A 19,547-nucleotide genomic window follows, 5' to 3' on the forward strand; every position below is an offset into this window, starting at 1 on the left:
AGATCACTGCCCGCGCCCTGTCGCAAGAGGCAGGCGGCGCGGCGCGTCGACACGCATTGGTTTCGCCATCTGAAAAACCGGCTTGCCAGATATGTCAGGGGCCGGTCGAGGAGAGGCGCGGACCGCCCGCGACCAATTCCTTGTCGTTTTCCAGATGCCGCCTTACGAACATCCTTTGCCGTTTTCCCTCGGGGATCAGGCGGACGCCATCGCGCTGCACCATATCGGGAAACAACGTGGCCAATTCCTGCATTGCCGCTGGAGACAGCGTTTGAAGCGCATTGTCGCCGCGATAGAAACTTTCGGTCGGCGCGCCCTCGGCAAAGATCACCAGATGATCATCCAGGATCAAATGATAGTAGTCGACCTCTTCAACCGCCGTATCGACATAGATGCCGGGTAAATCGGTCAGCTTGATGGCGCTGATCAGCACTTCGCTGACACCGAACATCCGCCGTGCGATCGGTGAGACGGCCAACATCCGGTGCTGCCGCGAGACCAGCAGATCACGCGCAGGCAACATGCCGCCAAGTGCGCCTGCCTTGATGCGCACAGGGCGCAGTTTCGGCGTTTCCCGCAATTCCGGCGATGTGACCTTGCGCGACAGTTTCAGCCGCAGAGGCTGAAAACCGGCATCCAGCGTCGCAATCATGTCGCCTTCGCGCAGATCCTCGACGGCCACCTGGCCACGATCAGTCTCGATGCGCGTACCGGCAGCAAAACAGGCGAAATAGCCAGCATAGCCGTTTGCTTGCTGGTGCGACGTCCGCTCTTGATTAAAGACATAGGTGCGGCCGGGAACAAGTTCGACGGTCGAGACAAGGCCATCAACCGCGCCCTGCTGAAAGCCGTCGCCACCAAACATGAGCGAGGTGACCTTGTGACCGCTAGAGGGGTTCAGCAGATCATAGGCCGTGTGTACGGTCGTGCCGGCAGGGATCGTTCGGCCATCGATGGTCACGGTCGATGTCACCGTCTGGTTTTCATCGACCTCGTCGAACACCGCGTCATCGTCGGAAATTTCTATGGCTGTCGGGGTTGCGCCGGGGCGAAGCGTCAGCCTGAAGTTCGGCGATCCCGCAGCAGCTGAGCCTTGCTCATCGGGCAGGCCCTGGACGAAATCGGACGGGCTGTAAACATATACTACTGGCATAAAAAACCTACATCGCTTGGCAACTCTTGCCAGCTATATAGCCGGTTTGAACCTGGCAGACCAGTTCCGGCACCAGGCAGCGGTCAAATGTCCCGGTTCCGCTACCTGGTTGCAACAGCATCTGTCGCGCGGTCGGGCGGGGCTGTCAGGTCGACGCAACCAGTTAAAATCGCGCCATTCCCTCATCCCGCCATTGCCGCCGCGCTTTCCGGCAGTTCCTCGTCGAACAGGCGCTGATAGAATTCGGCCACGGTCTGGCGTTCCAGTTCGTCGCATTTGTTCAGGAAGGTCAGGCGGAAGGCGTAACCCACATTGTCGAAGATGCGGGCGTTCTGGGCCCATGTGATCACCGTACGCGGCGACATGACGGTGCTGAGATCGCCCTGCATGAACGCGGTGCGGGTCAGATCGGCCAGCGTGACCATCTGGTTGATGGTTTTGCGGCCCTTCTCGTTATTGTAGTTCGGGTTCTTGGCCAGAACGATGGCGGCCTCTGCATCGTGGCGCAGGTAATTCAGCGTGGCGACCAGCGACCAGCGGTCCATCTGGCCCTGGTTGATCTGCTGGGTGCCGTGATAAAGGCCGGTTGTATCACCCAAGCCCACCGTGTTGGCCGTCGCGAACAGGCGGAAATAGGGGTTCGGCGTGATCACCTCGTTCTGGTCCAGCAGGGTCAGCTTGCCGTCGGCCTCGAGCACGCGCTGGATCACGAACATCACATCGGCGCGGCCGGCATCGTATTCGTCGAACACGATGGCCGTCTGGTTGCGCAGCGCCCAGGGCAGGATGCCTTCGTGGAATACCGTCACCTGCTTGCCATCGACCAGCTTGATCGCGTCTTTGCCGATCAGGTCGATCCGGCTGACATGGCTGTCGAGGTTGACGCGCACGCAGGGCCAGTTCAGCCGGGCTGCGACCTGTTCGATATGGGTCGATTTGCCGGTGCCGTGATAGCCCTGGATCATCACCCGGCGGTTATAGGCAAAGCCCGCCAGAATCGCCAGGGTCGTGTCGGGGTCGAATTTATAGGTGCTGTCGATATCAGGCACGCGGTCGGTCTTTTCGGCAAAGCCCTTGACCTTCATGTCACTGTCCAGACCGAAAACCTCGCGCAGGTCGATCTCTTCGGTGGGTTTGGCGTGTTCGTCCAGCATATCGGCCCCTCATACTCGTATCCGCAGCTTGATCGCGCATTCGTGGGGCGGACGCAAGATGGGCGGCGTTGACGACTGCACCTTGTGCAGCCTAACTAGGGGCGTGTTTGCCAAAGGACAGCCTTGCCCATGGATCGCCGTCTAGCCGATGTAGAAGACATGATCGCCCGCGTCGCGTTGGGCGACCGGCATGCATTCGAGGCGCTTTACGACGCCACCTCGGCCAAGCTGCATGCCGTCTGTCTGTCTGTGCTGAAGGATCGACCGCTGGCAGAAGAGACGTTGCAAGAGGTGTTCATCCGCGTCTGGAAGAATGCCGACCGCTATGCCGCGAACGGGCTGTCGCCGATGACCTGGCTGATCACGATCGCGCGCAACCGCTCTATCGACAAGCTGCGCGCCAAGAAGGGACGTCCCGGTGCCGCGCCGGCGGAAATGGCGGAGGCCGTGCCGTCCTCGGCCCCCGGCCCCGAAGAGATGACCATTCGCAATCAACAGCGACGGATGCTGGAAAGCTGTCTGGATGAGATCGGCTCGACGCAGGCCAAGGCGTTGCGCGCGGTTTATCTGGAAGGCGCCAGCTACGCCGAACTGGCGCAGACCGCCGGTGCCCCGATCAACACCGTGCGCAGTTGGCTGCGTCGCGGGCTGGTGCAGTTGAAGGACTGCGTGAGCCAATGAGTGATGAACACCTGACCCCGGAACAGGAAAACGAGGCACTGGCCGCCGAATTCGCGCTTGGCCTGCTTGAGCCCGACGAGGCCGAGGCGGTGCATCAGCGCATGGTCAATGACCCGGTCTTCGCCAGCGCCGTGCGCGACTGGCAAGAGCGGTTTTCGGCAATGGCCGATGAACTGACTGCCGTGATGCCGCCTGCCCGCGCCATGCTGAACATCCAGCGCGCCCTTGGCCTGGTCGATGAACCGCTGTCGAAGGTGCCAGAGATCCGTCGCGGACGCGGCAAGCAAACGGGCGGTGGCTGGTTCGGCTGGCTGGCCGGTGCGGTCGTGGCCGGTGCCGTGGCGCTGGCGGTGATCTTGTTGCCGCAGACGGATGCGCCCGGTTTCGCCGCCGATCTGGTGGCCGAACAGGGTGTGTTGCGGGTCGAGGCAAGACTGGACGGGCGCGATATGGAAGTCGCGCTGGCCGAGGGTGCGCCTGCGGATGATCGGGATTTCGAGTTGTGGTGGATTGCCGATCAGGATGCCACGCCTGTCTCGCTTGGGGTGTTGCCGCGCGATGGTCGGGCCAGCATGACCCTGCCCGAGGGGCTGGAGCCGGGTGATACCGTGCAACTGGCCGTATCGGACGAACCTCTGGGCGGTTCGCCCACCGGTGTGCATGGTCCTGTGCTGGCAATCGGGCCGCTCACACGTTTGTGAAACAAAAACCTGCGCGGGCAGGCGCAACTTTTCTGAAATGGCCTCGTGGATGTTGGCAGAGGGCGCGATTGGCGCGCCTCGCTGACAGACGGAGGAACTACCATGACCCCGAAGAAAACCACGATCCGCGCCGCGATCATCGCTGCTGGTGTCACTTTGGCCGCACCTATGGCCTTTGCCCAGAACACGATGGTCGGCGGAGCCGAGATGTTCCCGGACCGCAATATCGTCGAAAACGCCGTGAACTCGGCGGATCACACGACGCTGGTTGCTGCAGTTCAGGCCGCCGGTCTGGCTGAAACGCTGTCGGGTCCTGGCCCGTTCACCGTCTTTGCACCGACCAACGCAGCCTTTGCTGCCCTTCCCGATGGCGCAGTCGATGATCTGCTGAAGCCGGAAAACAAGGACGCGCTGACCACCGTTCTGACCTGCCATGTTGCCGCTGTGGACGCGATGTCGCCTGCCATCGGCCAGATGATCGCTGATGACGGCGGTTCGCACGCCATCGAAACGGTCGGCGGTTGTGTCCTGACCGCAGCGATCCGCGAAGGCGACAATGCGCTGACGCTGACCGATGAAAACGGCACCGTGGCGACCGTCACCATCCCCGATGTGGACCAGTCGAACGGCGTCATCCATGTCATCGACGCGGTTCTGATGCCGAAAATGTAAGCAGAGGCGCGCCTTGGGCGCGTTTCTACCACCCATTGTCCCCGTACCTTCCATGCGGAACGGGGCCACCCGCGCGCCCCCTCTTGAGCGCGGGACCGCCCGCCCGCCTCACCCGGCGGCGCGGGCGGTATTTATTCCGATATCCGGGCAGGTCGGCTTGCTCTTCTTGACCTGACAGCCTACGGCGCCGTGAACCAAGCTTGCATGAGATGCGTTAGCCCGGCAGGTTCGGACATAACGCGAGATGGAGTAGCAGTATGAGCGGTTTGATTGCCCTGTTGGACGATGTGGCCTCGATCTCGAAAGTCGCGGCGGCCTCTATCGACGATGTGGCAGGTCAGGCCGCCAAAGCCGGCGCCAAGGCTGCCGGTGCCGCGATCGACGATGCGGCCGTCACGCCCAAATATGTGCAGGGCTTCGACGCCAGCCGCGAATTGCCCATCGTCTGGAAGATCACGCGCGGGTCCATTTTCAACAAGATGGTGATTCTGCTGCCCGCGGCGCTGCTGCTGTCGGTGTTTGCACCCTGGCTGATCCCGCCGCTGCTGATGCTGGGCGGCTGTTATCTGTGCTATGAGGGCGCCGAAAAGGTTGCGCATGCCCTTGGCAGCAAATCCGACGCGCATGACAGCGAAAAGCACACCCACCCCGAATCCGAAGGCGCTGCACTGGAAGAAAAGCGCGTGGCAGGTGCGATCAAGACCGATTTCATCCTGTCCGCCGAAATCATGACCATCGCGCTGTCCACCATCCCAAGCGATGAAACGCTGTGGATGAAGGGGCTGATCCTGGCCGTGGTCGCCATTGGCATCACCGTCGCCGTTTACGGATTTGTCGCGCTGATCGTGAAGGCCGACGACGTTGGCGTGCATCTTGCCACCAGCCGCAGCGGCATTCTGGCCGGGTTGGGTCGGGGGATCGTGAAATTCATGCCCTATTTCATGAAGGTCCTGACCATTGTCGGCACCGCCGCAATGATCTGGGTCGGTGGCCAAATCATCATTCACGGCCTGCATCAGATGGGCCAGCACCAGCCCTATGAGTGGATCCATCACCAATCCGAGGCTGCCGCAGCCGCACTGCCGCAGGCGCCGGGTCTGGCCGCTTGGGCCACGACGGCCTTTTTTGACGGCATCGTCGGGCTGATCCTTGGCCTGATCCTGATCCCCATCGTCAAATACGTGGTCAACCCGTTGCTGAACGTGACGATCATCCCGTTGATCGCCTGGGTTAAGGGATTGTTCGGAAAGACTGAGCAGGTTTAGCATCGTTGACCGGACGGTCAAAGACTGTCACATTTCCTTCATAAAATGGTTGCCGGCTTGTCACGGAGGGGCGCTAGATCGCCGACAGGTCAGTAATCTCAACAGGAGGAAAATCTGATGAAAGCAATGTTCACGGGCACAGCCATGGCGCTGGCACTTTCAGTGACGGCGGCGCATGCGCAGACCGAGGTCCAGTGGTGGCATGCCATGGGCGGCGAACTGGGCGCCAAGCTGGAAGAAATCGTTCAGGGCTTCAATGACAGCCAGTCCGATTACAAGGTCGTGCCGTCCTACAAGGGTACCTATCCCGAAACCATGACCGCCGCGATTGCTGCGTTCCGCGCCGATGAGCAGCCTGCCATCGTGCAGGTCTTCGAGGTCGGCACCGGCACCATGATGGCCGCCGAGGGCGCAATCGTCCCGGTCTATCAGTTGATGGCCGATCAGGGCGCGAGCTTCGATCCCGCCGCCTTCCTGCCGCAGGTCGTGGGTTATTACACCGATACCGATGGCAATATGCTGTCGATGCCGTTCAACAGCTCGACCCCGATTCTGTATTACAACAAGAACGTCTTTGAAGCCGCCGGTCTTGATCCGGAAACCCCGCCCAAGACCTGGGGCGAGATGGAAGAGTTCTCGAAAAAGATCATGGAATCGGGCGCGGCTGACTGCGGCTTTACCACCGGTTGGGTCAGCTGGATCCAGACGGAAAACTTCAGCGCATGGCACAACCAGCCGATCGGCACGATGGAAAACGGTTTCGGCGGGCTGGATGCGCGGCTGTCGCTGAACGGTCCGGTGCAGGTCAAGCATTGGGGCAATCTGAAGAAATGGGCTGACGAAGGCATCTTCAAATACGGTGGCCCGGTTGGCGGCGATAACGCACCGCCGATGTTCTATTCGCAGGACTGTGCGATGATCATGAACAGCTCGGCCAGCCGCGCAGGCGTGATCGCCAATGCCACCGACTTCGAGGTCGGCTTTGGCCAGTTGCCCTATTACGACGATGTCGAAGGCGCACCGCAGAACACCATCATCGGTGGCGCGACGCTGTGGGTCCTGTCGGGCCGCCCCGACGAGGAATATGCGGGTGCTGCGAAGTTCTTTGAATACATGGCCAGCGCCGACGTTCAGGCTGACTGGGCCTCGTTCTCGGGCTATCTGCCGATCACTCAGGCAGCAGCCGATCAGATGTCGGGCTATTTCAGCGAAAACCCCGGTGCTGACACGGGCCTGAACGAGATCACGCTGAACGAGCCGACCGAGAATTCCAAGGGTCTGCGCTTTGGCAACTATGTCCAGATCCGCGGCATCATCGACGAGGAATTCGAGCAGCTGATGGCCGGTTCCAAGGATGCCCAGGGCGCGCTGGACAGTCTGGTCGAGCGCGGAAATGCGCAGATCGAAGAGTTCCAGGCACAGAGCCAATAACACCGGACCGGGGCCGAAGCAGTTCGCTGTGGCCCCGTCCTTTCACCTGCCGGGGCCGCGATGAAGCGCACAATCTTTCGCAACCAACTGTTGCCATGGCTATTGCTGGCCCCCCAGCTTGCCATCACATTCATCTTTTTCATCTGGCCCGCCGCGCAGGCCGTCTGGCAAAGTTTCCTGCGCGAAGACGCCTTTGGCATCAAATCCACCTTTGTCGGGATGGAGAACTATCTGCGGCTGATTGACAGCGCGGAATATATGAACTCGCTCAAGGTGACGGCCCTGTTTTCCGTCTCGGTCACCATCATGTCGATGGGCACGGCGCTGTTGCTGGCCATCGCGGTCGACCGGATGATCAAATCGACGCGCATCTATACGACGCTGCTGGTCTGGCCCTATGCGGTGGCGCCTGCCGTCGCCGGTATCCTGTGGTGGTTCATCTTCAACCCGACCATCGGGATCATGCCCTATATCCTGTCGGGGTTCGGCTATGACTGGAACCACATCTCTGACAAGGGCGACGCGATGCTGCTGGTGGTGATCGCCAGCGCGTGGAAGCAGATCAGCTATAACTTTCTGTTCTTCGTCGCCGGTCTGCAATCCATTCCGCCATCCCTGCGCGAGGCCGCAGCCATCGACGGCGCCGGCCCGGTAAAGCGCTTTTTCACCATCACCTTTCCGCTGCTGTCGCCCACGACCTTCTTTCTGCTGGTCGTCAACATCGTCTACGCCATGTTCGACACCTTTGCCGTGATCGACAGCACCACCGAGGGCGGACCGGCGCAGGCCACCAATATCCTGGTCTACAAGGTCTATTTCGACGGCTTCGTCGGCCAGAACCTTGGCAGTTCGGGTGCGCAGTCGGTGATCCTGATGGGGATCGTCATCATCCTGACGGTGATCCAGTTCCGTTGGGTCGAGAAGAAGGTCGAATACTGATGATCGAGAACCGGCCTGTTCTGAACTTTCTGGCGCATCTGGTGCTGATCCTTGGCGTGGCGATTGTGGCCCTGCCTGTCTGGATCGCCTTTGTCGCCTCGACCCATACCGCAACCGATTTCAGTTCCGGCACGATCCCGATGTGGCCCGGGCCCCATCTGGTCGAAAACTACAGCCGGATGCTGGACAGCGGCCTGTCGACCAGTGGCACGCCGCCGGTCGGGCGGATGATGTTCAACTCGATGATCATGGCGCTGTCGATCGCGATCGGGAAGATCATCATCTCGGTGCTGTCGGCATTCGCCATCGTCTATTTCCGCTTTCCGCTGCGCAATATGGCATTCTGGTGCATCTTCATCACCCTGATGCTGCCGGTCGAAGTGCGGATCGTGCCGACCTTTCAGGTGGTCGCAGGGCTGGGCCTGTTGAACAGCTATGCCGGCCTGTCGATCCCGCTGATCGCGTCGGCCACGGCGACATTTTTGTTCCGACAGGTCTTTATGACCATCCCGGATGAACTGACCGAGGCCGCACGCATCGACGGCGCTGGCCCGATGAAATTCTTTCGCGATATCCTGCTGCCGCTGTCGCGCACCAATATCGCGGCGCTTTTCGTCATTCTGTTCATCTATGGCTGGAACCAGTATCTGTGGCCGCTGCTGATCACGACGGACGCGCAATATTACACCATCGTCGCGGGCATCAAGCGGATGGCCGATGCGGTCGACGGCCTGCCGCAATGGCATCTGGTCATGGCGACGGCGATGCTGGCAATGCTGCCGCCCGTGGCGGTGGTGATCTTCATGCAAAGGCTGTTTGTCAAAGGCCTTGTCGAGACGGAGAAATAATCGTGGCATCCATTACCCTCGACAATGTCGGCAAGGTCTATCCCGACGGCACCCGCGCCATCGGCGGCGTTGATCTGGACATCGCGGACGGCGAGTTCATCGTGCTCGTCGGCCCGTCGGGCTGCGGTAAATCCACGCTGCTGCGCATGGTCGCGGGGCTGGAGGAAATCACCGACGGCACGGTCAAGATCGGCGACCGCGTCGTGAACAAAGTCGAACCCGCCGACCGCGACATCGCCATGGTGTTTCAGAACTATGCGCTCTATCCGCATATGTCGGTCAGGAAGAACCTGGAATACGGGCTAAAGAACCGCCGCACGCCACGCGCGGAAATTGATCGCCGCGTGAACGAGGCCGCAGCCATCCTGCAGATCGGCGATTACCTGGAGCGCAAACCCCGCGCCCTGTCCGGCGGCCAGCGTCAGCGTGTCGCCATGGGCCGCGCCATCGTGCGAGAACCCGCCGCCTTTCTGTTTGACGAGCCGCTGTCCAACCTTGACGCCAAACTGCGCGTTGCCATGCGGCTGGAAATCAAGGAACTGCAAAAGCGTCTGCGCACGACATCGCTGTATGTGACCCATGACCAGTTGGAGGCAATGACACTGGCCGACCGTCTGGTGGTTCTGAATATGGGCACGGTCGAACAGATCGGCACGCCGCTGGAGGTCTATCGACGCCCCGCCAGTGCCTTTGTCGCGGGGTTCATCGGCAGCCCTGCGATGAACCTGATCTCATCGCGTGCGGTGCCACAGCTACCGGGCAGTGCCCATGCCGGCCTGTTGGGCATCCGCCCCGAAGACCTGCAGATCGACCCCGCCGGACCGATCGAGCTGAATATCGGCGCGGTCGAGGAACTGGGTGCGCAACGCCTGGTTCATGGGCTTGTCGGCGGCGAGAATTTCACCGTGGCCATGCCATCGGACGCAGAACTGGGCGAGACGTTGCGCCTGACGATCCCTCCGCAGGCGCTGCACCGTTTCGACGCCGAAAGCGGCAAACGGCTGGACTGAACGCGCTTATCCACCCGGATCACGGCACGATCACAAGGTTGATTTTTGAGGACACTTTGCCGCCTGCGGTTGATGTTCCCCCTTTGTTCCGGGCCGACGATGTGTTAACCTCTATTCCCAAGCGAGAGGATAATGCGCATGTGCTTTTCGGTCTGTTCCCACGCCTCCCACCACCCCATCAACTGTATCGTGCCGCCGCATATTCTGCGGGTCGTTGCCCTGCGCGGTGACGAGCGTACGGCCGAGATGGCGCGCAGTCTGCTGAAGCAAAGCGAACAGTTGCGCGAGGAACGGCAGGACCACAGCCATGTCACGCCGCCACCACCCGAGGGGTCGCCCGCCGCGGTCAGGGCGCGCGCCGCAGGTGCGGTTGCAGCCTCGAGGTACAGTCCCAACCGACAGATCCATGACGGCCAGAACAAGGCCACACTGCCCGGCAAACTGGTGCGCGAGGAAGGCGATGACCCCTGCGGCATCGAGGATGCCGATCGTGCCTATGACGCGGCAGGCGAGGTCTTTGCGCTGTTCGGCGATGAGTTCGATCGCGATTCGCTGGATGGCAAGGGCATGCCCCTGATCGCGACGGTCAATCACCGGCGCCGCTATAACAACGCCTTCTGGGATGGCGAGCAGATGGCCTATGGCAATGGCGACGGTCAGTTGTTCACCACCTTCATCGATTTGTCGGTCATCGCCCATGAGATGACCCATGGCGTGATCCAGCATTCCGGCGGGTTGGTTTATCAGGATCAGTCGGGCGCGCTGAACGAAAGCATTGCGGATGTTTTCGGCACCATCGCGCTGCAGCGCCACAAGGGCCAGGATGTCTATCAGGCCGATTGGGTCATCGGCGGCGAAATCCTGGGTCCGGACATCAACGGCGTGGGTTTGCGCAGCATGAAGGCCCCCGGAACGGCCTATCACGACGATTTGATGGGTCAGGACCCGCAGCCCTTTCACATGGACAACTTCCTGTCCACCAGCGACGATCATGGCGGGGTGCATATCAATTCGGGCATCCCGAACCACGCCTTTTATCTGTACTGCATGTATATGGGCAGCAATTCCTGGGAAAAACCGGGGCAAATCTGGTATCGCGCGCTACAGGAACTGAACAATCCGCTGGCCAGCTTTGCCCAATGGTCCGACCAGACGGTCGCGGCGGCCATCGAGCTTTACGGCATCGGCAGCCTCGAAGTGACCATGCTGCGACGGGCCTGGAAGCTGGTCGGTCTGCCCACCTGAGCATCCTGTCCTTTCAGCGAACTTGCCGGAATCGGCATCAGCCCTTATCTTTTGCGTGATGAGTTGCGCAACGATAACGGCTGGATGCATCGCCATGATCATTGAAATTTCCTCCAGCGGTGGCTTTGGTGGGCTTGCTGCTGCTGGGCTGAACAAACGGATCGACGTGGATCAACAGGCCCCTTCGGTCCGTCAGGAAATCTGCGAGATGTTCGAACCACAGGATCTGCGCCAATTGGCCGCGCTGACCCCGAATGCGCGGCGCGCGGATGGCATGGTCTACCGCATCACCGTGACCGATCGTCAGGACGGCGCGCATGTCTATACCATCCCGGAGGATCAACTGCCGGCCGAGATGCTGGATCTGATCGACGCGATGTAACCCGGACCCGTGGCCGCAGAGCCGTAGGATCACGGCCCACACGCTGCGCCTGCCGGCCTAGACCCGCGCCTCGCTGCCGGGCAGCACCCCGAATTCCCGACGATAGGCGCGTGAAAACGCATCCGGCGCGCCATAGCCGAATTGCCGCGCCACCCGTTCGACCCGCGCGCCCTTTTGCAGTTCTCCGCGCGCCAGAATCATGCGCCAGCGCCGCAGATAGGTCATTGGCGACACGCCCACGGTTTCCCCGAAAAGCTGCTTGAAATGGCTGTGCGACAGCCCGGCCCGCTCGGCCAGATCAGTGCTGCGCCAGCCGCGTTCGGGCGCGTCATGCATCGCAACCAGCGCATGACTGATGCGCGGATGCGCCAGACCGCCGAACAGTCCCGGGGCAGCGGTTCCGCGTTCGATCTGGCGGCGCAGGATCCAGACGACCAGAACCTCACCCAAGCGCGCCATCACGGCAGGGCCGCCGCAGCGACCGTCGCGATATTCATGCGCCAGCAGCGCGGTCAGATGGCCTGTGTCACTGTCTGGCTGAGCCGTCTCTGAGACCAGCGCCGGCATGGCATTCAACAAAGGGCTGTATTCGCTGCCGAAATCCACCGACAGGCTGAACAGGATCCGCCCCGATGTATCAGGCACGATCCCGATTTCGCGGGGCTGCAAACAGATCTCGATCCGGCCCGAGGCATCCTCGACCGCCGCAAGATTGGCCTGATCGGCAGGCACGGCATGCACGCCAAGCCGCATCCGGTCCAGCAGCGCCGTCAGTCGGTCCAGGCCCATGAAAATCCTTTCAGTCGGTTCTTTCGGATCTATTCCGCTTATAAGGCTGATATCGACACCCGACAACAACATTTGAAGGAAATCGATATGCTTATCCCCCGTCAGAAAACCCCTGCGCTGGCCCTGCCTACCGTCGCCAATGGCGCGTTTGATCTGGCGACCGAGACCAGCCAGCGCGGCACCGTGGTCTGCTTTTACCGTGGGCTGCATTGCCCCATCTGCGCGACCTATCTGACCGAGTTGGAACGTCAGACCCCGAAATTCGCCGAGCGCGGCTTTGGCACCATTGCCATCAGCACCGACGGCGCCGATCGCGCGGCTGCGATGGCCGAGAAGATCAAGGCAAGCCAGCTGCGCATCGCCTATGATCTGAGCCTGCAGCAAGCGCGTGAATGGGGGCTGTATCTGTCGGCAGGACGCGGCAAGACCTCGATCGGGATCGAAGAGCCAGAACTGTTTTCCGAACCGGGCGTGTTCATCCTGCGCGAAGATCAGACGCTGTATTATGGTTCGGTCCAGACGATGCCATTCGTGCGTCCGCATTTCGCCGATTTCATGGGTGCGCTGGATTTCACCACCGCCAATGATTACCCGGCACGCGGCGAATTCACCGGCGAAGTCTGACCCGGAAACCGATCGCGGGCCGGTTCAGCCGGCCCGCAGCACGCCTAACCGGCAGCGGCCTTGGCGGGTTGCGCCCGTTCGACCAGCCGCGCGAAAAAGCTGGCCCCCACCGGCGCGATCTCGTCATTGAAATCATAGGCTGTGTTGTGCACGCCCGCGCTTTCGCCCTGCCCGATGAACAGATAGCAGCCCGGTCGTGTTTCCAGCATATAGCTGAAATCCTCGGCCCCCATCTCGCGCCCGCCATCGCCGATCACGCCATCTTCGCCCGCGATGTCTTGCGCGGTTTGCACGGCAAAGCTGGTCTGGTCGATATCATTCACGGTCGCGGGATAGCCGCGTTCGTAGTCCAGCTGGATCTGAATATCATAGGCCGCTGCCTGCCCGTCGCAGATCTGCTGCAAGCGGCGCTGCACCATCTGGCGCACCTCATCCGAAAAACAGCGCACGGTGCCGCAGATATAGGCGGTTTCAGGCACGATATTGTCGGCGCTGCCGGTGTGGATCTGGGTGACGGAAATGACCAGATCGTCCATCGCATAATGGTTGCGGCTTGAAATGGTCTGGATCGCACTGACGATAGCCACGGCAGCAACGACCGGATCGGCGGTCAGGTGCGGCATGGCGGCGTGGCCACCGCGCCCGCGCAGATTGATGTGGAAATTGTCGACCGAGGCCATGATCGGGCCGGGCGTCGTCTGAAACGTCCCCGCGCTCTGCCCCGGATTGTTATGCAGCGCAAAGACACGGGCGATGTCGAACTGGTCCATCATGCCGTCCTGCACCATGGCGTTGCCGCCGCCGCCATCCTCTTCGGCCGGCTGAAAGATCAGGGCGACGCGGCCGGCGAAATTGCGGGTCTCGGCCAGATAGCGCGCGGCCCCCAGCAGCATGGTGGTGTGCCCGTCATGGCCGCAGGCATGCATCCGCCCCGGCACTGTAGAGGTCCAGTCCGCGCCCGTTTCCTCATCCATCGGCAGCGCGTCCATATCGGCGCGCAGCCCGATGGTCGGCCCGGCACCTTGCCCGTTGATGATCGCGACGACGCCGGTGCGTCCGATGCCTTCGTGGATCTCATCGACCCCGAATTCCCGCAAACGCGCGGCCACGAAAGCCGCGGTCTCGTGGCAGTCGAAACCCAGTTCCGGGTGCTGGTGCAGGTGGCGCCGCCATGCGGTCATGTCGGGGCCGAATTCGGCGATGCGGTTCAGGACGGGCATGATGTGGACTTGGCTTTCAGGCTGTGGCACTTGGCGCGCATTGGTGCAGGAATGACGGGGGAATGCAATGCGTGACACCAGAGAGGCACAGGCCCAGATTGCGCGGCTGATTGGCATCATGGCCGATTTGCGCGACCCCGACAGCGGCTGCCCGTGGGATATCGAGCAGGATTTCGCATCCATCGCGCCCTATACGATCGAAGAGGCCCATGAGGTCGCGGATGCCATCGACCGCGCGGCATGGGATGAATTTCCCGGCGAACTGGGCGATCTGCTGCTGCAGGTGGTGTTTCACGCACAGATGGCGGACGAACAGGAGATGTTCGACTTTGCCGATGTCGCGCGTCGGATCAGCGACAAGCTGGTCGCGCGCCATCCGCATGTCTACGGCGACGAGTCGCGCGACAAGTCAGCCGAGCAACAGGTCAAGGACTGGGAAACGATCAAGGCTGCCGAACGCGCCGGCAAGGCCGAAAAGGGCGTGCTGGACGGGGTGGCGCTTGGGCTGCCCGCGCTGACCCGTGCCATCAAGCTGCAAAACCGTGCCGCGCGGGTCGGCTTTGACTGGCCGTGTGCGGCCGATGTGCTGGACAAGATCACCGAGGAGGCAGCCGAACTGGTCGAGGCGCGTGATACCCTTGGCCCAGAGGCACTGAACGAGGAATTCGGCGACCTGATGTTCGTCATGGCCAATCTGGCACGGCATCTGCAGATCGACCCCGAGCAGTCACTGCGTGCGGCCAACGCCAAATTCACCCGCCGTTTTCAGGCAATCGAGGCCGCGCTGGCCGCCGAGGGCCGCCGCGCCGAAGACAGCGATCTGGCGGAAATGGACGCGCTGTGGGATGCGGCAAAGCGGGTCGAAAAGGGCCGGGCCTGATCAGGGGCGCGGTCCGCCGGTCGACACCTGTCAGGGCAGAATGAAAAAGGCCGGCCCATGAGGTCCGGCCTTTCTGCGTTCCTGAACCCTGCGGTCAGCCCGCCTTGGCCCGTGCGGCAACGCCGTTGGTGCGGCGGTCGCGCAGTTCTTCGGCCACCAGGAATGCCAGTTCCAGCGACTGGCTGGCGTTGAGGCGCGGATCGCAGGCGGTGTGATAGCGGTCCGACAGATCCTCATCGGTCACGGCGCGCACGCCCCCGGTGCATTCGGTCACGTCCTTGCCGGTCATTTCGAAATGCACACCGCCGGGGATGGTGCCCTCGGCCTTGTGGATGGCAAAGAATTCGCGCACCTCGCGCAGGATCGAATCGAAGGGCCGCGTCTTGTAGCCGGTCGAGGATTTGATGACGTTGCCGTGCATCGGATCGCAGGACCAGACGACATTGGCGCCCTCTTCCTGCACGGTCTGGATCAGACGCGGCAGGTGGTCGCCGACATTGCCGGCGCCGAAACGCGCGATCAGGGTCAGGCGGCCAGCCTCGTTTTCCGGGTTCAGCTTGGCCATCAGCACCTTGAGATCCTCGGCCGTGGTCGAAGGGCCGGTTTTCAGGCCGATGGGGTTTTGAACGCCGCGCGCAAACTCTACATGGGCGCCGTCCGGCTGGCGGGTGCGGTCGCCGATCCAGATCATGTGGCCCGACCCCGCAACGGGAATGCCGGTGGTGGTGTCGATGCGGGCCATTGCCTCTTCGTATTCCAGCAACAGCGCCTCGTGGCTGGTGTAGAAATCGACCTTGGACAGTTGATGCGCGGTATCGCCGGTCACGCCGGCTGCCTGCATGAAGGCCATGGTATCGGCAATCCGTGTGGCCACTTCGCGGTATTTCGAGGCCTCGGGACCGTCAACGAAATCAGCGATCCAGCTTTGGACGCGGTGCATGTCGGCATAGCCGCCGGTGCTGAACGCGCGCAGCAGGTTCAGGCTGGCCGCGGCCTGCGTATAGGCCGCAAGCATCCGCTGCGGATCAGGGATGCGCGCATCGGCAGTGAAGTCAAAGCCGTTGACGATATCACCGCGATAGCTGGGCAGTTCCACGCCATCGACGGTTTCCGTGGGCGCGCTGCGCGGCTTGGCGAATTGCCCGGCCATGCGACCGACCTTAACCACGGGCAGTTGCGCGCCCCAGGTCAGCACGACGGCCATTTGCAGCATCACCTTGAAGGTGTCGCGGATATTGTCGGCGCTGAATTCGGCAAAGCTTTCGGCGCAATCGCCGCCCTGCAACAAAAAGGCCTCGCCGCGCGAAACCTGAGCCAGTTCGTCCCGCAGGCGGCGGGCCTCGCCTGCAAAAACCAGCGGCGGATATTTGGTCAGTTGCGCTTCGACCGCGTTCAGCGCGGCCTGATCGGTATAGTCCGGCATCTGGACGCGGGGATAGGCGCGCCAGCCGGCCTTGTCCCAACCTTGTGCGGCGGATACGGCGGTGCGATTTTCCTGCGTCGTCATGATACGAACTCCAAAGGGTTTATGTTCACCCCATATATGGAGAACTGACGTCGAGGAAAAGCCTTGCCTCTTGCGGCGGCTGCAATAGCGTGGATAGTCAAGCCGAAACGATAAGAATGCACTCGCATGACCAACGCGAAACCACGGCCCTATACTTTCCTACTGACTGATCGCTTTACGCTTTTGCCGTTCGCAGGCGCGATCGAGGCGATGCGGCTGGCCAACCGTGCTGTGGGGCACAGACTATATGACTGGCGGCTGATAGGTCCTGACGGCGACGTCGCCACCTGTTCCAATGGCGTACGAATCGCGCTGGATGGCGGGCTGGAGGACCTGCCCGGCCCGTCCCGCAGCGACGCCGTGGTGATCGTCTGCGGCGGCATCGATGTCCAGAAAGCGGCCTCGAAACCGGTGCTCAACTGGCTGCGCAAGCAAGAGCGCAGCGGCGCGATGATCGGTGCTGTTTGCACCGGCGCGTGGGTGCTGGCCGAGGCCGGCATGCTGGACGGGCGGCGCGCGACGATCCACTGGGAAAACCATGACGGTTTCGCCGAGGCCTTTCCGCAGGTCGATCTTTACCGCTCGGTCTTTGTCAATGACGGCAACCGGATCACGGCGGCGGGCGGCACGTCCTCCATCGACCTGATGCTGCACCTGATCGCGCAGGATCACGGCGATGCCCTGGTGGCCGAAATCGCCGACCAGATGCTGCACACGACGATCCGCAGCGATCAGGACGATCAGCGTCTGTCGATCCCCACCCGCATCGGCGTGCGCCATCCGCGTCTGGCCGAAGTGATCGCGCGGATGGAATCCAATCTGGAGGAACCGATCAGCCCCGCGCAACTGGCCGCCGATGCCGGCATGTCGACCCGCCAGCTTGAACGGCTGTTCCGCCGATACCTGAACCGCAGCCCCAAGCGGTACTATATGGAAACCCGGCTGGCGCGGGCGCGCAATCTGCTGATGCAAACGCAGATGTCGATGATCGAGGTGGCACTGGCCTCGGGCTTTTCCAGCCCTTCGCATTTTTCGAAATGCTACCGGGCGCGCTATGGCAGCACGCCTTACCGCGAGCGGGGCACCGGCAGCGCGTAGATGCCCGACCTGCCCCGCCGACCCACGGAAATCCGGTTAACCCGCTGTTAACACTTATTGGTTAACGCTGTTTCTGGCTCGGGTTCGCAGACGGCCCGCGCCACTGGGCAAGCGGCGCATGGCGCCAGTCAGGCGGGACGCGCGGATGGAACAGCAGATCACGATTCTGACGCTGAAAGCGCAAGCGCCGGTGAAAACCAGTGGCGGGCTGAACGAACGACAGACCCCTTTTGCGGCCAGCCCGCGAACACAGCCATTGAACCTCGATCATGTCGAGGTCACCACCATGCATGTCAGCGATGACGACACCGAACTGGACGGCATCTACGCCAGCAAAAGCTATGCGGGCGGGGTCGATGCCAATCAGGTGCTGTCTGAGGATCTGGTGTTGCAGACCGGCCAGACCGGCCATACCCAGACTTTCGCCGCCGGCACCCAGGTCGGCTATGACTTCTCGGGGCTGATGCTGCAGATCGAGGATGACGTTGTCGTCGCAGCCTACGAGGTCGCCTTTCCTCGCCTGGTTGGCAGCAGCGCCTTTGGCGATATCATGGGCGGCCGGTTTTCGGTGATGATCATTCCAGTGCCCTATACGACCGATGATGGCGTGGCCCTGGACCCTCAGCCCTTCGACCCAATGAAAACCTATTTCTTCAAGGATTACAAAGACTACAACAGCGCCGATTTTGCGATCGACTATCAGTCGGTCGATTGCTTTGCCACCGGCACGCTGATCGCCACGCCCGGCGGTCTGCGCCGGGTCGAAACGCTGCAGGCCGGCGATCTGGTGACCACGCGAGACGAAGGGCCGCAGGTCCTGAGATGGGCCGGTCACGTTCATGTCAATGCCCGGCGGCTGGACCAGCAACCGAACCTGCGCCCGATCCGCATTGCCGCGAACAGCCTTGGGCCGGGGCACCCCAAGCGTGATCTGGTGCTGTCACCGCAGCATCGCGTGCTGGTCAGATCACCGATCGTGCAGCGCATGTTTGGCGTTTACGAAATACTGGTCGCGGCCAAGCATCTGGTCACGCTGCCGGGCATCGAGGTCATGACGCCGCCGCATGGGGTTGGATACCATCACCTGCTGCTGGACCACCATCAGATCCTGTGTTCGGAAGGGGCGTGGACCGAAAGTCTGTATCTGGGTCCACAGGCGATGAAGGGACTGCCCGCGGCGGCGCGGCGCGAGATCATGGCGTTGTTTCCCGAACTGAAAACGGCTGAATTTCGGCCCCCATCCCGCCGTCGGTTGCTGGATGGGCGCGAGGGGCGCAGGCTGGCGATGCGCCACGGCAAGAACCGCAAACATCTGTTCGATGCGGACAAAACCATGGCGGGACAAAGACTATTGTCTGTTTGATCGGGCCGGATTAGCCTGCCGCGCATGAGCAGTTTCACCATCGATGACGCTGAATTTCCCGCCGATGAGGGCGATGTCATTCGCATGATGCGCGACTATGCCGACTGGCTGGGCGTCGATATCGGGTTTCAGGGATTTGAAAGTGAAATCAAGGCTTTGCCGGGGGAATACGCGCCTCCGAGCGGGGCGCTGCTGGTGCTGCGCGACAGCGACGGCCAGCCGGTGGGCTGCGCGGCGTTCCGCGATCTGGGACAAGGCCGTTGCGAGCTAAAGCGCATGTATCTGGACATCGCCGCACGGGGGCAAGGTCAGGGCCGCGCCCTGGGCGAGGCGATCATGGAGCGCGCGCGGGCGGCAGGCTATCGCCGTATCGTACTGGACACGCTGGATTATATGGGCGCGGCCGTGAAATTGTACGACAGGCTCGGGTTTCAACCGATCGCACCCTATTACAACAACCCGCTCCCCGGGGCGATCTATTTCGGCCGCGATCTGTAGCGCGCACACTGCCCCTTGCACCAGCGCGCCGCTGAGGCGCGCGTTGCGCAACGGGTGATTTCAGCCGGAATTGAAAACAGCCTGCAA

20 protein-coding genes are annotated in these 19,547 nt (G+C 61.9%); 15 read left to right on the top strand and 5 right to left on the bottom strand.

All coding sequences use genetic code 11. From position 1 onward, the window contains the following. Positions 1–94: 94 nt before the first annotated feature. Both CUV01_RS08095 and cobS read right to left on the bottom strand, forming a co-directional pair. Positions 95–1,153 (bottom strand): Hint domain-containing protein, encoded by a 1,059-nt coding sequence (locus CUV01_RS08095; RefSeq protein WP_101460026.1) that lies wholly within the window; start codon positions 1,151–1,153, stop codon positions 95–97. A gap of 182 nt (positions 1,154–1,335) precedes the next feature. Further along, positions 1,336–2,307, bottom strand: coding sequence for a cobaltochelatase subunit CobS (cobS, locus tag CUV01_RS08100; RefSeq protein ID WP_101460027.1), 972 nt, complete (start codon positions 2,305–2,307; stop codon positions 1,336–1,338). Between the two features lie 129 nt (positions 2,308–2,436). On the opposite strand from cobS, the gene CUV01_RS08105 reads away from it, so the two are divergent. The 10 genes from CUV01_RS08105 to CUV01_RS08150 all read left to right on the top strand — a co-directional run bounded on the left by CUV01_RS08105 (position 2,437) and on the right by CUV01_RS08150 (position 11,481). Then, positions 2,437–2,988: a sigma-70 family RNA polymerase sigma factor gene (locus CUV01_RS08105; RefSeq protein WP_101460028.1), complete on the top strand. Its 552-nt coding sequence runs from the start codon at positions 2,437–2,439 to the stop codon at positions 2,986–2,988. Then, the gene (locus CUV01_RS08110; protein WP_101460029.1) at positions 2,985–3,689 is read left to right on the top strand and encodes an anti-sigma factor; all 705 of its coding nucleotides are present in this window, start codon (positions 2,985–2,987) and stop codon (positions 3,687–3,689) included. Before CUV01_RS08105 ends, CUV01_RS08110 begins: the two co-directional genes overlap by 4 nt. Before the next feature lie 102 nt (positions 3,690–3,791). Then, a complete protein-coding gene (locus CUV01_RS08115; protein ID WP_101460030.1) occupies positions 3,792–4,361 on the top strand; it encodes a fasciclin domain-containing protein in 570 nt (189 codons plus the stop codon). Between the two features lie 257 nt (positions 4,362–4,618). Then, the gene (locus tag CUV01_RS08120) at positions 4,619–5,626 is read left to right on the top strand and encodes a DUF808 domain-containing protein (protein ID WP_101460031.1); all 1,008 of its coding nucleotides are present in this window, start codon (positions 4,619–4,621) and stop codon (positions 5,624–5,626) included. A 117-nt stretch (positions 5,627–5,743) separates the two neighbouring features. Next, entirely contained in the window at positions 5,744–7,057 is a 1,314-nt protein-coding gene (ugpB, locus tag CUV01_RS08125; protein WP_101460032.1) for a sn-glycerol-3-phosphate ABC transporter substrate-binding protein UgpB, read from the top strand. Positions 7,058–7,117: 60 nt separating this feature from the next. Beyond that, entirely contained in the window at positions 7,118–7,996 is an 879-nt protein-coding gene (ugpA, locus tag CUV01_RS08130) for a sn-glycerol-3-phosphate ABC transporter permease UgpA (RefSeq protein WP_101460033.1), read from the top strand. Continuing rightward, the gene (gene ugpE, locus CUV01_RS08135) at positions 7,996–8,844 is read left to right on the top strand and encodes a sn-glycerol-3-phosphate ABC transporter permease UgpE (RefSeq protein WP_101460034.1); all 849 of its coding nucleotides are present in this window, start codon (positions 7,996–7,998) and stop codon (positions 8,842–8,844) included. The genes ugpA and ugpE overlap by 1 nt, the downstream gene beginning before the upstream one ends. 2 nt (positions 8,845–8,846) lie before the next feature. Beyond that, positions 8,847–9,854 carry a sn-glycerol-3-phosphate import ATP-binding protein UgpC gene (locus CUV01_RS08140; RefSeq protein ID WP_101460035.1) on the top strand — a complete coding sequence of 336 codons (1,008 nt, stop codon included), beginning with the start codon at positions 8,847–8,849 and terminating at the stop codon, positions 9,852–9,854. 138 nt (positions 9,855–9,992) lie between these two features. Then, positions 9,993–11,099: a M4 family metallopeptidase gene (locus CUV01_RS08145; protein WP_101461952.1), complete on the top strand. Its 1,107-nt coding sequence runs from the start codon at positions 9,993–9,995 to the stop codon at positions 11,097–11,099. 94 nt (positions 11,100–11,193) lie between these two features. Next, positions 11,194–11,481, top strand: coding sequence for a protealysin inhibitor emfourin (locus CUV01_RS08150; RefSeq protein WP_101460036.1), 288 nt, complete (start codon positions 11,194–11,196; stop codon positions 11,479–11,481). A 57-nt stretch (positions 11,482–11,538) separates the two neighbouring features. Here CUV01_RS08150 and CUV01_RS08155 read toward each other — a convergent pair whose 3' ends face one another. Continuing rightward, positions 11,539–12,270: a helix-turn-helix transcriptional regulator gene (locus CUV01_RS08155; protein ID WP_198731898.1), complete on the bottom strand. Its 732-nt coding sequence runs from the start codon at positions 12,268–12,270 to the stop codon at positions 11,539–11,541. An 87-nt stretch (positions 12,271–12,357) separates the two neighbouring features. On the opposite strand from CUV01_RS08155, the gene CUV01_RS08160 reads away from it, so the two are divergent. Next, on the top strand, positions 12,358–12,894 hold the full coding sequence (locus CUV01_RS08160; RefSeq protein WP_101461953.1) for a peroxiredoxin-like family protein: 537 nt from the start codon (positions 12,358–12,360) through the stop codon (positions 12,892–12,894). Between the two features lie 44 nt (positions 12,895–12,938). Here the strand turns inward: CUV01_RS08160 and CUV01_RS08165 are convergent, their stop codons facing one another. Next, positions 12,939–14,114 carry a M20 aminoacylase family protein gene (locus CUV01_RS08165; protein WP_101460038.1) on the bottom strand — a complete coding sequence of 392 codons (1,176 nt, stop codon included), beginning with the start codon at positions 14,112–14,114 and terminating at the stop codon, positions 12,939–12,941. Between the two features lie 67 nt (positions 14,115–14,181). Here CUV01_RS08165 and mazG point away from each other — a divergent pair, with 67 nt between their 5' ends. Continuing rightward, on the top strand, positions 14,182–14,994 hold the full coding sequence (gene mazG / locus CUV01_RS08170) for a nucleoside triphosphate pyrophosphohydrolase (RefSeq protein ID WP_101460039.1): 813 nt from the start codon (positions 14,182–14,184) through the stop codon (positions 14,992–14,994). A gap of 94 nt (positions 14,995–15,088) precedes the next feature. Here mazG and CUV01_RS08175 read toward each other — a convergent pair whose 3' ends face one another. Continuing rightward, a complete protein-coding gene (locus CUV01_RS08175; RefSeq protein WP_101460040.1) occupies positions 15,089–16,501 on the bottom strand; it encodes a class II 3-deoxy-7-phosphoheptulonate synthase in 1,413 nt (470 codons plus the stop codon). A gap of 126 nt (positions 16,502–16,627) precedes the next feature. Here CUV01_RS08175 and CUV01_RS08180 point away from each other — a divergent pair, with 126 nt between their 5' ends. The 3 genes from CUV01_RS08180 (at position 16,628) to CUV01_RS08190 (ending at position 19,460) form a co-directional block, all read left to right on the top strand. Continuing rightward, on the top strand, positions 16,628–17,599 hold the full coding sequence (locus CUV01_RS08180; protein WP_101460041.1) for a GlxA family transcriptional regulator: 972 nt from the start codon (positions 16,628–16,630) through the stop codon (positions 17,597–17,599). A gap of 145 nt (positions 17,600–17,744) precedes the next feature. Next, a complete protein-coding gene (locus CUV01_RS20040; RefSeq protein WP_232962630.1) occupies positions 17,745–18,962 on the top strand; it encodes a Hint domain-containing protein in 1,218 nt (405 codons plus the stop codon). Between the two features lie 24 nt (positions 18,963–18,986). Further along, on the top strand, positions 18,987–19,460 hold the full coding sequence (locus tag CUV01_RS08190; protein WP_101460042.1) for a GNAT family N-acetyltransferase: 474 nt from the start codon (positions 18,987–18,989) through the stop codon (positions 19,458–19,460). The last annotated feature ends 87 nt before the right edge of the window (positions 19,461–19,547 follow it).

Origin of the sequence: Paracoccus tegillarcae, assembly GCF_002847305.1 — a bacterium.
Taxonomy (GTDB): Bacteria; Pseudomonadota; Alphaproteobacteria; order Rhodobacterales; family Rhodobacteraceae; genus Paracoccus; species Paracoccus tegillarcae.

Bases quoted from the DNA above. Each gene is read 5' to 3' on its own strand.
- CUV01_RS08160 (WP_101461953.1), top strand. From the start codon at position 12,358: ATGCTTATCCCCCGTCAGAAAACCCCTGCGCTGGCCCTGCCTACCGTC.
- CUV01_RS08095 (WP_101460026.1), bottom strand. From the start codon at position 1,153: ATGCCAGTAGTATATGTTTACAGCCCGTCCGATTTCGTCCAGGGCCTG.
- ugpA (WP_101460033.1), top strand. From the start codon at position 7,118: ATGAAGCGCACAATCTTTCGCAACCAACTGTTGCCATGGCTATTGCTG.
- CUV01_RS08120 (WP_101460031.1), top strand. From the start codon at position 4,619: ATGAGCGGTTTGATTGCCCTGTTGGACGATGTGGCCTCGATCTCGAAA.
- CUV01_RS08190 (WP_101460042.1), top strand. From the start codon at position 18,987: ATGAGCAGTTTCACCATCGATGACGCTGAATTTCCCGCCGATGAGGGC.
- ugpE (WP_101460034.1), top strand. From the start codon at position 7,996: ATGATCGAGAACCGGCCTGTTCTGAACTTTCTGGCGCATCTGGTGCTG.
- cobS (WP_101460027.1), bottom strand. From the start codon at position 2,307: ATGCTGGACGAACACGCCAAACCCACCGAAGAGATCGACCTGCGCGAG.
- CUV01_RS08180 (WP_101460041.1), top strand. From the start codon at position 16,628: ATGACCAACGCGAAACCACGGCCCTATACTTTCCTACTGACTGATCGC.
- CUV01_RS08150 (WP_101460036.1), top strand. From the start codon at position 11,194: ATGATCATTGAAATTTCCTCCAGCGGTGGCTTTGGTGGGCTTGCTGCT.
- CUV01_RS08145 (WP_101461952.1), top strand. From the start codon at position 9,993: ATGTGCTTTTCGGTCTGTTCCCACGCCTCCCACCACCCCATCAACTGT.
- CUV01_RS08110 (WP_101460029.1), top strand. From the start codon at position 2,985: ATGAGTGATGAACACCTGACCCCGGAACAGGAAAACGAGGCACTGGCC.
- CUV01_RS08115 (WP_101460030.1), top strand. From the start codon at position 3,792: ATGACCCCGAAGAAAACCACGATCCGCGCCGCGATCATCGCTGCTGGT.
- CUV01_RS08105 (WP_101460028.1), top strand. From the start codon at position 2,437: ATGGATCGCCGTCTAGCCGATGTAGAAGACATGATCGCCCGCGTCGCG.
- CUV01_RS08155 (WP_198731898.1), bottom strand. From the start codon at position 12,270: ATGGGCCTGGACCGACTGACGGCGCTGCTGGACCGGATGCGGCTTGGC.
- CUV01_RS20040 (WP_232962630.1), top strand. From the start codon at position 17,745: ATGGAACAGCAGATCACGATTCTGACGCTGAAAGCGCAAGCGCCGGTG.
- CUV01_RS08175 (WP_101460040.1), bottom strand. From the start codon at position 16,501: ATGACGACGCAGGAAAATCGCACCGCCGTATCCGCCGCACAAGGTTGG.
- mazG (WP_101460039.1), top strand. From the start codon at position 14,182: ATGCGTGACACCAGAGAGGCACAGGCCCAGATTGCGCGGCTGATTGGC.
- ugpB (WP_101460032.1), top strand. From the start codon at position 5,744: ATGAAAGCAATGTTCACGGGCACAGCCATGGCGCTGGCACTTTCAGTG.
- CUV01_RS08165 (WP_101460038.1), bottom strand. From the start codon at position 14,114: ATGCCCGTCCTGAACCGCATCGCCGAATTCGGCCCCGACATGACCGCA.